This window comes from Microcystis sp. LE19-10.1B (assembly GCF_027530565.1).
In the GTDB taxonomy this organism is placed as follows: Bacteria; Cyanobacteriota; Cyanobacteriia; order Cyanobacteriales; family Microcystaceae; genus Microcystis; species Microcystis aeruginosa.
The window spans coordinates 1-11,620 of the sequence record NZ_JAPZQM010000224.1 but is presented as its reverse complement, the minus strand read 5'-3'; the positions used below and the strand labels follow the sequence as shown (position 1 = coordinate 11,620).

Here is an 11,620-nt window from a genome sequence, read left to right as displayed (position 1 = left end):
ACCCTTATAGAGACAGACATTACCGCGATTTTTGTCAATTGTTTGCGATCTAGAGCGAACTAATCAATTAAATCTCTTGCCAGATAAGGATTTAGTCGATTTATGCCCCCATATCGAACCATACCAAGTCCCGAAGAGCCCTTAAAACTTACATCTGATAACTGATAACTGATAACTGATAACTGATTAAGGACGTTCTCCGGGTAGATTTTTTGAAGATGTTGGTTTCGATCTTACCTGTTGACGACCGTTGCGAATAACTTGTAACATTTCCCCTAATTCTCGATCGAGATGTTCTAAAACCGCTTCGGCATAGTCGTCAGCGCCTTTTTGAATTTCATGACATTCAGCTTGGGTTTTTTGTCGTAACTGTTGCACTTCCTGCAAGGTGCTGTGACGCATCTGTTCGATTTCATCGAGGGTTTGTTGTTGCAAGGATTCGCATTCCTGCTGAACCCGTTGACGAATTTGGGCCGCTTGCCGTTCTGCTTGTTGAATAATACCGGACTCATCGAGAATTTGGGCGGCTCTTTGTTGAGCGGAACGAAGGACTTGTTGAGCGTATTCCTCCGCTTTAGTGATAATTTCCTGTTCTTCCTGCAAAATTGCCAAAGCTTTCTGTACTGCTGGTGGCACGGTTTCATAGATGAGATCGATCTGTTCGGATATCTGTCCCTCATCGATGATTGTCCAACGGGTGAGGGGGATATGGAAACTATCAAAAATCATCTCTTGCAGACGCGCCAGATCCTGATAGATATCGAAATCGACGGGTGGACTGGGAACCCCACTATTAGAAGTGTTAGGTACTGCTTTTCTGGGATCATTAGGTTCTCGGCGCGCCATAGGTTCAGATCGTCCTCATTACTGTATTTTAGTATGTTAGCTATAGTATGAGTAAATATCCCTAGAAACGTTTTCTGGGACTAGATGGGTGACAGAGCCACCGAATTGAGCGATTTCTTTAACCACGCTACTGCTTAAAAAACTATATTCTTTAGTGGTGGCTAAAAAAACCGTTTCGATTCCTTCCCAGAGAGTTTTATTGGTGTGTGCCATTTGCAGTTCTTTTTCAAAGTCTGAGAGAACCCGCAACCCCCGCAACAGCACCTTAGCACCTTTTAATCTGGCATATTCAACCGTCAATCCTGAAAAACTGTCTATCTCAACGTTTTTCAGGTGTTTTGTACAGTAACTGATCTGTTCTATGCGTTTTTCGACCGTAAACAGGGGGTTTTTATGGGGATTGCAGAGAACTGCCACGATTACTCGCTCGAATAGTGGCACACTGCGTTCGATAATATCTAAATGACCGAGTGTAACTGGATCGAAGCTGCCGGGGTAGATGGCGATCATTTCTCAACCTTCACACCTCGCCAAAAAGCGATATATCCTTTAATATTTTGGGCTTTTGGTTTAGGATCGGGATAATACCAAGCGGCATCTTTATTGTCCTGTCCATCTACCCTGAGAGTATAATAACTAGCCTCTCCTTTCCAAGAACAAATGGTATGGGTGTTACTGGGTTGAAAATATTCAGCTTTGATGGTATCGGGGGGAAAATAGTAGTTTCCCTCGACAATTTCGCAGTTATCGCTTTCCGCTACCACTGCACCATTCCAAATCGCCTTTGCCATGACACTAACTCCTAGTTCTGGTTCAAAATTATCTTACAACAGAGTTTGTAAATGTTGAACCAGTTGGTTAACCTGCATCACTCCCTCGATTCGATCGATCGGTTGACCATTTTTAAAGACTACTAAAGTGGGTAAAGCTTGAATACCGTACTTACTGGCTAAATTGGGATATTTGTCTGTATCAATTTTGACAATTTGTAGGCGATTTTTGAAATACATTCCCGTTTGTTCTAGAATCGGAGCCATCATTTGACAAGGACCGCACCAAGTGGCATAGAAATCCACTAACACGGGAAGATTAGTGGTTTGCAACAGTTCCTGAAAACTGGAAAACTCTTTTTTGACTGCCATAAATTGTCACCTCGCCAGAAAAATAGCCTTTTCCCTACTATAGCTTTTCTAAATGTCCCTTAGCTCTCCTGCAAAAGTAAGTTCTCGATGTGCTATCGGCTCAAAATATCTTAAAAGTCAGATAAATTTGCGATAATTTTCGGTTTTATGGCTAGTATAGTTGTCTCTTGTCTTTTTTATCCTCATCTCCCCACTCCCTTCTCCTATCTCCCTATCTCCCTATCTCCCTATCTCCCCATCTCCTGTCTCGGAGTCTCCTGTCTCCTCACCTAAGGGAAGATTTTTGATTTCTCCAGAGCAGTCATCGATCGCCGGGAAAATGCTAAGTTAAGTTAAAGACTCGACAGCCAACTGTCCATGAACATCCTAACCAAGCTGCTTTTTCCCGAAACTAAAACTCCAGAGCAAGTAGGTTCACCGCGAGTACAGAAAAGCCGCCGGGGAATCGAAACTAAATCCGCCGCAGAAATCGTTATTATGCGACAAGCGGGTAAAATTGCCGCTACAGTCCTCAAGGAAATCGCCGAGATCGCTCAACCCGGGATGACGACGGCGGCTCTGGATGTCTATGCGGAAAAACGTATTCGCGAAATGGGTGCTACTCCCAGTTTTAAAGGTTATTATGGCTTTCCTGCCTCGATTTGTGCCTCCGTCGATAACGAAGTCGTTCACGGTATCCCTAGCCCGAAAAAACGCCTCAAAGCTGGTTCTGTGTTAAAGGTAGATACGGGGGCCTACTACCAAGGTTATCATGGGGATTCCTGTATCACGATCGCTATCGGTTCCGTCTCTCCAAAAACCGAAAAATTAATCCGCGTGGCGGAAGAAGCTTTATATAAAGGCATAAATCAGGTAAAAGCGGGCAATTATCTGCTCGATATTGCGGGAGCGATCGAAGATCACGTTCAAGCTAACGGTTTCCAGGTGGTAGAAGATTTTACCGGCCATGGAGTCGGCAGAAATCTCCACGAAGAACCCTCGGTATTTAATTTTCGCACTAATGAGTTACCCAATGTCAAACTCCGCGCCGGGATGACTCTGGCAATTGAACCAATTGTCAATGGGGGATCTAAACATACCAGAACTTTACGCGATCGTTGGACGGTGGTGACGATGGATAATGCTCTCTCCGCTCAATTTGAGCATACTGTCCTAGTAACCGCCACAGGTTATGAAATCCTAACCGATCGCAATAACCTATAAAATTATCTATAGATTTTTTGCCTTGGAATCTTAATTGGAAATTTATTTAGCGGTAGGATTTAGTCAAAATGTTTAAAAATATCGTTGTTGCCTTGGATTGTGGGGAATCATCCCATCGAGTCCTCCATGCTTTGAATTCCCTTTCTCTAACGGCAAATTCTTGCATTATACTCACCCATATTCTCAGTAAGGAGGGAGATGAATCGGCAGTGGATCGCCCTCACCCCTCCCGTGAGATCATTGAAGATCAATTGCGCTGCTATCAATCCCAGATTGCTACCCCTAGTGAAATCGAGGTCATCTTTGGTGATCCAGCGGAGGAAATTATTCGTTTAGCTAATATCTATCAAGCTGATCTGATCGTGATCGGCAGCCGGGGATTAACGGGAGTTCAACGGGTGATCGAAGATTCTGTTAGTAGTCTCGTGGTGGCAGAAGCTACCTGTTCCGTATTGGTGGTAAAAGCATAGCAGCCAGCATTCAGCTAGAAAAGGTACTCTGGCAAGAGTGCCTAAGTAGGGTTTGCTGAAAAAGCTTTTCCTAGGGGCAGGGTGTGGGGTGTGGGGTGTGGGGTGTGGGGTTTTACCGATTTTCAGGTGGTCAACTACCTAATTTTCAGGGAAAAAGTACCTGAATTTTCCCCCGATCCCCGCAATGGCTGGCACTTTTTGAGGGGAAAAAAGTCCAAAAGTCTTATCCAACAAGGTTTTTAGATTTATTCAGCAAACCCTAAGTAGTCTTGATCATCACTGCTGACTAAAATTTGCAAATCTTATTTTTCCCCGATGTTTTCCCCCATACATTCCCCGGTCTTTCCCCACTCACTCCCCAGTTTTCCACAGTTTACCCAGACTTTTCCACAGGCAACAGCGATAGAATCGGCACTTGCTTCCAGAAAAAATTAATCTTGATTGTCAAAATACCCATCGATAGATACTGAGTTACTGTTAAGTTAAGTAAATAAAATCTAGCTCTAACCCTTATTCCCTCGTAAATATTAAGTTTTTCTGAAGCATTCCTTTACATCTGGTAATATTGCAACTCCCCCCAACTTGGCTCACAATAGTCCTTACTGTCCACTGCACCAGTCAGGGATTTCCCCACTTCCGATCAGAGGTAAACGATATGAATACATCAGTCAGTATCTTGGCAGAAATCCCCGAAATCCTCCACCAATCCCTACAACAATATCTAGAAACTCACCCCAGTTGGGATCAAGATGGTGTGTTTACGGCGGCTATATCATTTTTTCTACTTAATTGTCAATCCTCCGAAAGGATGAATTTTGAGGAGCAAAATAGCTGTGCCAAGGTTTATCTAGAAACTTTGTTCCAGCGCTCGGAGTGCTAATTCGGGGATAATAAGAGTCGGGTCATGGTTAAAAACCCGATTTTCCCCTATGAATTCCGATAAAACCCCTAATTTAATCATTCCTCAGCTAATTATCGGTTTGGGTAATCCTGAACCCAAATATGATCGCACCCGTCATAATATCGGTTTTGAAGCTGTGGACTCATTAGCACGGGATTGGGGGCTATCTTGGCAGGAAAACAAGCGATTTCAAGGTTTTATTGCCGAAGGTGACAGTCCTCTCCCGGGCAAAATTCGTCTTTTAAAACCCCAAACCTATATGAATCGCTCCGGGCAATCGGTGCGAGCGGTGCTGGACTGGTATAAACTGGAGCCGGAGTCGATTTTAGTCATTTACGATGATATGGATCTGCCCCTAGGCCGGTTGAGAATCCGTCTATCGGGATCGGCTGGCGGACACAACGGTATTAAATCGATGATTGCCCACGTTGGCACGGAAAGCTTCGCTCGTTTACGCATAGGAATCGGTAAATCAAGCGAAAAAGCAACTATTTCCCACGTTTTAGGCCGATTCACCCCCCAAGAAAACGAAGTCATCTTGAAAGTGTTAGACTTGTCCAGAAAAGCGATCGAACTTGGTCTCAAACAAGGGTTACAAAAGGCAATGAGTCTCTACAATAATCAAAGTGTAGAGATTGGTTCTGATCTATGCTGATAGCAAATAAGCCTGATTTTAGTAATGGTTATAATAGCCATTTTCGTCTATACTCTTACAGAACCCTTGGTCAAATTTTGATCGCCCTTTGCTAGATTAGGTCAATTTTTATCCTCGATATTAGCAGTTTAAGTATGATTAATCGCCAAAGTTTGCTGAGATTCGCCCACAAGTTTAATCTCATTTTATTGATAATCGCTACAGTTTTTTGTCTTTGGAGTAATCCTGCTTTTGCCCATCGTCCCCATGATGTAATTAGTCAAGTGGAAGTTTCTCCCGATTTCCAGACAGATAATACAGTATATATCTTGGTGCGAAATAACTTTTATAAGTCTAGGGATGGAGGTAGCAACTGGACAAGATTAATTCAAGGTTTAGATTATACGGGGGAATTAAGTTCCCTATCCCTATCTCCCCTCAATAAAAATATTCTCTATCTAGCTTCAAGATCCGATGGTATTTATAAAAGTGAAGATGCGGGGGAATCTTGGCAGAAAGTTAATCAGGGTTTAGCAACTAACTTTATTAACTTTGTACAAATTGCCCCTTCCGCTCCCAATATAGCAGCAGCAGTGGGATTAGAAAAAGGGGTTTATTTAACCGCAGATGGTGGTAAAAATTGGTCAAATATTTTCCCCACCACGGCACTGATAACCTTTCTCGCTATTACTCCCAACAATCCTAATCGCATTTTTTTTGGGGATGAACAGGGTAAATTATACAGTTCCTCCGATGGGGGGAAAACTTGGCAGAATCTCCCCTTACCTGCTAATGTGGGGGCAGTGGATACAATTGCTTTTTCTCCTAATTTAGACAGGGATAAAACCTTTTTTGTCGGCACAAAAGAAGCAGGTATTTTTAAAACCGTTGATGATGGTAAAAGCTTCCAAGCTGTTAACGAAGGAATTAAGGATAAAATCATCGAAGACATCGTTATTTCTCCCCAGTATGCCCAAAATTCAACCCTTTATGCCATCACTTGGTATGAGGGAATGTATGTTTCGCAAGATGGGGGCAAAAGTTGGACAAAAATGAGCGAGGGTTTAACCAAAGATAAACAGGCTGATGATTATAAAGTTCCCCATTTTATGGATTTAAAAATAGTTCAAGATACGATGTTTTTAGGGGGATTTAATGGCTTATTTAAAACCACAGATAGCGGCAAACAATGGCAGGAAATAGAAACTTTAGCCCGGGGAACAGTTATCGCCATGGCGGTTTCTCCTAATTATGCCGAGGATGCCACTGTCGTCATGGCTAATTATGTAGGCAATATCTTCATCAGTCGGGATAAAGGGGAAACTTGGACACCAATTAATCGCGGTTTAGAGGTTTATCGACTTGGTAAAGATCCCGAAGAATCAGGACAAGATCCCCGGCGTTTCTTTGACATTGCCTTTTCTCCTAACTATGGAGAAGATAGAACTATTTTTGCGGGGTTTTTACGCAATAAATTTGCCAAATCCGATAACAGTGGTGATTTCTGGAAAATTATCGAAATTGATGAAGGAGTCCGCGGTCCGAGGATAGTTCCTTCCCCAGATTTTGCCAAGGATAAAACTCTTTTTCTCACCAATCAGCAGGGGAGAATATTTCGTTCTACTGATGGAGGAAATACGGTTAAAAATATCAGTGAAGTGGGCAGAATTTTTGGTAATTATGCTCCTGCCATGGTAGCTTCCCCTGATTTTGCTAAGGATAAAACTTTGTTTGTCACGGGAAAAGAGGGCATTTATCAAAGTGTTGATGGTGGACTAACTTGGAAAAATGTCAGCCAAGGAACCCCCCTATCAAAAACCTCTAATGTGCAGTTGGCAATGTCTCCCAATTATCCCAGTGATGGAACTATTTTTGCTGGGACAATTTCCGGTTTGTTTGTCACCAAAGATGGGGCTAAAAGTTGGACAAAATTAGAGAAACCAGGGTTTAATCCGCAGGCATCAGTAGAAACCATTGCTATCTCTCCTGATTATGCTAATGATCGCACGGTAATAGTTAGTTTACAGGGAAATGGCTTGTTTAAATCTACCGATGGAGGAGAAACTTTTAAATCAATTGGTGATCCTAAAATACCCCTAGTGAAAATTCATAGTATCCCTTCTTCTGGTATCTCCGTCCAGTTTTCTCCTAATTACGCTCAAGATAAAACTTTATTCGGTTTTGGTGGCGCTAAAACTACAGTTTTTCGTTCCACCGATGGGGGAGAAACTTGGACAAGTGTAACTATTCCTCCTCATGCGGAAGAAAATACAACCCGCTATAAAATCGGTGAGTTTTTCTCTGGTCCCCTTGGCACAATCTTGCGCGTGGTTATCCCGATTCTCCTAGCAATCGCCGCTTATTTTCTGGTGGGTTTCTTGAAACTGGAGAAAGTTATTAATCTTCCTAAATCCTTCTTCCGCATGGCAGGGGCATTTATGGTTTTTCTGTTTGTTTTCTTCGCTATCATTAGCCAAGTTTAGCGGAAATTTTCACCGGCGGGGCTTGACAAATCCCGCCGCTTGCCTTATAATTATATATATAATGGGAATCCGTGCCTGCCTGCGACCTCTGATTTTTACGGCAGTCAACCCCTCAGAGAATTAACCATCGGCAACGTAGGGATTGACCATCTTAGCGGGGTCAACAATGCGATCAAAATCCGCTTCCTTGATGTATCCCAGTTGCAAGGCTGCCACTTTCAGGGTTAAATCCTTTTCTAGGGCATAATGAGCGACGTAGGCAGCCTTTTGGTAGCCAATCACGGGACTTAAGGCAGTCACCAGCATCAAGGATTGATTTAAAAAAGTCTCAATTTGTTTTTGATTAGCAGTCATCCCCTTCACCAAAAACTGACAGAAATTAGCGCAACCATCAGTGAGCAAACGGATAGACTGCATGAGATTATGAATCAACAGAGGTTTATAGACATTCATTTCCAGATGTCCTCCGGCGCCTCCCATCGTCACCGCTAAATCATTAGCCATCACCTGCAATGCTATCATCGATAAAGCTTCGCATTGGGTGGGATTAACTTTCCCCGGCATAATTGAAGAACCCGGTTCGTTTTCCGGCAGCTGTAATTCTCCTAATCCACAACGGGGACCACAGCTAAGTAAACGGATATCATTAGCAATTTTATACAGGGAACTAGCGATAGTTTTCAATCCCCCGCTCAAGAAAACTAGAGCATCGTGGGAACCTTGCACGGTAAACTTATTAGGGGCGGTAATAAAAGGTAATTTGGTCAGATTAGCGATTTCGGCAGCCACATCTCGATCAAAATCTGGGGGAGCATTAATTCCCGTACCGACAGCAGTTCCTCCCAAGGATAAACGATAGACTTTTTCTAGACATTTTTCTAGCCAATCGCTGCCATCATCCAATAAACCCACATAACCGGAGAATTCTTGTCCGAGGGTTAAAGGGGTGGCATCCTGTAGGTGAGTGCGACCAATTTTAACTATATTTGCCCATAATTGGGCTTTTTCATCGAGACTATTCCGTAATAGTTGCAGACTGGGAATTAATTTTTCCTTGACTGCCAAGGCAACGGCAATATACATGGCCGAGGGAAAGGAATCATTAGTCGATTGGGACATATTAACATGATCGTTGGGATCCACAGGAGTTTTGCTACCCAGAGGATTCCCCGTCAGTTGACTACAACGATTGGAGATGACTTCGTTGATGTTCATGTTAAACTGGGTGCCACTTCCCGTCATCCAAACGTAGAGGGGAAAGTTATCCGCGTGTTGTCCGGCTAAAATTTCATCGCAGACTTGACAGATTAGGTTTTTTCTCTCCTGACTGAGACGATTTTTTTGCTGATTGACAATTGCACAGGCTTTTTTGAGAATGGCATAGGACGCGATCATCTCCCGGGGCATGAGATTATCACCGATACTAAAGTATTGTAGGGATCTTTGGGTCTGCGCTCCCCAAAGTTTATCGGCAGGTACGGGAATTTCTCCCATGCTGTCTTTCTCGATGCGAAATTCTGTCATCTTTAAGTTACTTCTGCATCTGGCCTGAAAAGAGAGGGTCTCCAGGACGACACGGATTCCCATTATAATAAAAGTATAAGTCAAGTCTAGCTAGTTTGTCAAGCCCTATGGGGACTTTTTCTGGCGGCATTTTTACCCGGGAGGTTGACAAGAATAACTGGCAGGGTGCTGGGGCGATTAGGATGATTAAATGAGACAAAAACTGTTATATTTTAGGGAAGATAATCGGTAAAAAAGACGGGATTGGAGACTATGGACACAGCGATCGCATTAAGTTGGACATTGGGAATTATCTTAGGGTTGATGACCCTTTTGTTTATCTTACGGATCGTGCTGACTTGGAATCCACAGGTAGATTTAAATAGCTTTCCCTTTAATATTATTGCCTGGCCAACGGAACCTTTTTTAATCCCCGTGCGTAAACTCATACCCCCCTTAGGAGGAGTTGACATTTCTCCAATTATTTGGGTGGGAATTTGTACGCTGCTGCGGGAAATTCTTCTCGGTCAACAGGGTTTAATTACCATGGCCTTAAAATAATTATTCACGCAACTAGAATATGCTGACATAATTTATGTTCTAACTCTCGTTCCTCTTTTTCTAGGGTAATAATCGCCTGTTTGATAATACTTTTAACATCCATACCTTGGTCGTATTGTTTTAACCATTGTTGTGCAGTGTTACCTTCGCGGAGGATTTTTTGTAAGGGAGAGAGGAAACAACTAAAACCCTTTTCTTTAGCGATCGGATAAACTTGAACATAGAGGTCTTTAATCCAATCCCTAGCTAAGATTTCCCGGCCATCGTACCAATGTCTCAGGGTGGCATCAAGACTAAAACGAGCGGCAGCCTGTTCGTTTTCTTGGGTTAAAGTTAATAAATCCTCGCTACGATTGCTGCTGGGTAATTGACTTAAAATTAAGGGGTCTAATTGGGGAGCTTGTAAAAGTTGAGTTAAACGGGCCTCTAAAAAAGCCATAACCGCTAATAAACTAATAGGATTAGCAATCAGGTCACAAATTCGCAATTCTAGACGATTGAGATTATAGGGACGATTGCTACCGTTAGGACGTACTGACACCCAGAGATGACGAACATTCTGCATCGTACCGAGTTTTAATTGTTCCTCGGTCCAAGTGACAAAATGTTGATGACTTTCAAAGAGGGGAACATAAGCGGGAGTTTGGGGGAAAACTTGCCAACGACGGGAATGGGAACCGGTGATTTTACCGTCGAGAAAGGGAGAAGAAGCGCTTAAAGCCAAGTATAAAGGAGCTTCTAGGCGAATTAAGCGACAGGCACGCATTAAATCCTCATAATCGCTAATACCGACGTTAATATGAATACTGGCCGTGACTACATTAGTACCGTAGGTCTGTTCAATATAGTCATGATAGGGATTGTGGGGGTCACTGCGATAAAAATGTTGACTATCGCCCAAGGAGAGGGTACTGCCAGGGATTAGGGTATAATTGCCTAAACGACGCAAATATCGCCGTAGAGCGAGACGAGGTTTTAAAGTAGCGCATAAAAGACGGTCATAGTTAGTCATGGGAGCCGTAGTATATTCTACGTTACGACTATCCGGTTCCCGGACAAAACCATCTAAATCCTTGACAATGCGATCGGATAAACCGATAATTTCTCCGGCTGCTGTTCCGGTGTACATTTCCACTTCAAAACCTTTACTTAGGAGCATCGTCAATTCACCTTGCTGTGTCTATTTTGTAGTGTGACATTATTTGGACTGTAAATGACGTTCGATCAGCAGAATCGCCACTATATCATCAATGGGGCGATCGGGAAGACGCATACCTTGGGGGATGAGTTTCTGTAATCCTTTGGGGGGGAACATTTGCCAATAGCGATCGCGCGCTTCTAGGGTACTATTGCGTTCATCTACTAGAGTAATCGGGATAGTGACACGAGCGGCAATTTTTTGGCACCAACTTTTCGAGGTGGTTTGGTTCCCCATCACCAATAATTCGAGCGGATATTGTTGACAGAGACTAGCTAAACGCTCGAGCGCTTGTGACGATGCTATCACCTCATGGGTATAAATTTTCCCCGTTGATGACCTGACCGCGATCCCACATTTATCCTTACCCGGATCAAAACCGAGAATACACATAGTTTTTATCTCCTGCAGCAGTGGTCGGTTTTATTAAATCACTAAATTAGGGTCTTGGGTGTCGGGTTTTGGGGTTTTAGGGTTTTAGGGTGTTGGGGTTTTAGCAGGGTAAGCGCATCTGAACAATCCTTGACAAAATTAACTTTAGAGTTCTTGCATAATTAATTTTTGAGAGGGCAAAAATGAGAAAAATAAGCATAAAATTGCATAAAATAACCAAATAGAGCATTTAATTGATTAATGCTCATTCTTAATTCTCCTGACTACTGACTACTGGCTCGGAGAC

At 43.0% G+C, this 11,620-nt stretch carries 14 protein-coding genes; 7 read left to right on the top strand and 7 right to left on the bottom strand.

From position 1 onward, the window contains the following. Nucleotides 1–186 precede the first annotated feature (186 nt). From O9332_RS08140 to trxA, 4 genes are read right to left on the bottom strand one after another with little or no spacing between them, the layout of a single operon-like run. Complete coding sequence (locus O9332_RS08140; RefSeq protein WP_002758055.1) at nt 187–846, bottom strand: ATP synthase subunit B family protein; 660 nt, start codon at nt 844–846, stop codon at nt 187–189. A 36-nt stretch (nt 847–882) separates the two neighbouring features. Next, nucleotides 883–1,356: a pantetheine-phosphate adenylyltransferase gene (coaD, locus tag O9332_RS08135; protein WP_002758057.1), complete on the bottom strand. Its 474-nt coding sequence runs from the start codon at nt 1,354–1,356 to the stop codon at nt 883–885. Further along, the gene (locus tag O9332_RS08130) at nt 1,353–1,637 is read right to left on the bottom strand and encodes a DUF427 domain-containing protein (protein WP_002743550.1); all 285 of its coding nucleotides are present in this window, start codon (nt 1,635–1,637) and stop codon (nt 1,353–1,355) included. Before O9332_RS08130 ends, coaD begins: the two co-directional genes overlap by 4 nt. A 33-nt stretch (nt 1,638–1,670) precedes the next feature. Further along, on the bottom strand, nt 1,671–1,988 hold the full coding sequence (gene trxA, locus O9332_RS08125; protein ID WP_002758059.1) for a thioredoxin: 318 nt from the start codon (nt 1,986–1,988) through the stop codon (nt 1,671–1,673). Between the two features lie 147 nt (nt 1,989–2,135). Between trxA and O9332_RS08120 the strand changes: the two genes are divergently transcribed. The 6 genes from O9332_RS08120 (at nt 2,136) to O9332_RS08095 (ending at nt 7,679) form a co-directional block, all read left to right on the top strand. Beyond that, nucleotides 2,136–2,261: a hypothetical protein gene (locus tag O9332_RS08120; RefSeq protein ID WP_288024819.1), complete on the top strand. Its 126-nt coding sequence runs from the start codon at nt 2,136–2,138 to the stop codon at nt 2,259–2,261. Between the two features lie 84 nt (nt 2,262–2,345). Next, nucleotides 2,346–3,191: a type I methionyl aminopeptidase gene (gene map, locus O9332_RS08115; protein WP_288024817.1), complete on the top strand. Its 846-nt coding sequence runs from the start codon at nt 2,346–2,348 to the stop codon at nt 3,189–3,191. Nucleotides 3,192–3,259: 68 nt separating this feature from the next. Next, a complete protein-coding gene (locus tag O9332_RS08110; protein ID WP_002765346.1) occupies nt 3,260–3,661 on the top strand; it encodes a universal stress protein in 402 nt (133 codons plus the stop codon). Between the two features lie 655 nt (nt 3,662–4,316). Continuing rightward, the gene (locus tag O9332_RS08105; protein WP_002758065.1) at nt 4,317–4,541 is read left to right on the top strand and encodes a DUF2811 domain-containing protein; all 225 of its coding nucleotides are present in this window, start codon (nt 4,317–4,319) and stop codon (nt 4,539–4,541) included. A 49-nt stretch (nt 4,542–4,590) separates the two neighbouring features. After that, nucleotides 4,591–5,217: an aminoacyl-tRNA hydrolase gene (gene pth, locus O9332_RS08100; RefSeq protein ID WP_002758066.1), complete on the top strand. Its 627-nt coding sequence runs from the start codon at nt 4,591–4,593 to the stop codon at nt 5,215–5,217. A 134-nt stretch (nt 5,218–5,351) separates the two neighbouring features. After that, nucleotides 5,352–7,679 (top strand): WD40/YVTN/BNR-like repeat-containing protein, encoded by a 2,328-nt coding sequence (locus O9332_RS08095; protein ID WP_288024813.1) that lies wholly within the window; start codon nt 5,352–5,354, stop codon nt 7,677–7,679. Nucleotides 7,680–7,799: 120 nt separating this feature from the next. On the opposite strand, the gene fumC is transcribed toward O9332_RS08095, so the two are convergent. Beyond that, nucleotides 7,800–9,203: a class II fumarate hydratase gene (gene fumC / locus O9332_RS08090; RefSeq protein ID WP_125731679.1), complete on the bottom strand. Its 1,404-nt coding sequence runs from the start codon at nt 9,201–9,203 to the stop codon at nt 7,800–7,802. 252 nt (nt 9,204–9,455) lie between these two features. Between fumC and O9332_RS08085 the strand changes: the two genes are divergently transcribed. Then, the gene (locus O9332_RS08085; RefSeq protein ID WP_002750032.1) at nt 9,456–9,743 is read left to right on the top strand and encodes a YggT family protein; all 288 of its coding nucleotides are present in this window, start codon (nt 9,456–9,458) and stop codon (nt 9,741–9,743) included. A gap of 4 nt (nt 9,744–9,747) precedes the next feature. Here O9332_RS08085 and gshA read toward each other — a convergent pair whose 3' ends face one another. Both gshA and O9332_RS08075 read right to left on the bottom strand, forming a co-directional pair. Next, complete coding sequence (gene gshA, locus O9332_RS08080; protein WP_288024810.1) at nt 9,748–10,902, bottom strand: glutamate--cysteine ligase; 1,155 nt, start codon at nt 10,900–10,902, stop codon at nt 9,748–9,750. Between the two features lie 39 nt (nt 10,903–10,941). After that, nucleotides 10,942–11,334: a pre-16S rRNA-processing nuclease YqgF gene (locus O9332_RS08075; protein ID WP_002758073.1), complete on the bottom strand. Its 393-nt coding sequence runs from the start codon at nt 11,332–11,334 to the stop codon at nt 10,942–10,944. Nucleotides 11,335–11,620: the final 286 nt, after the last annotated feature.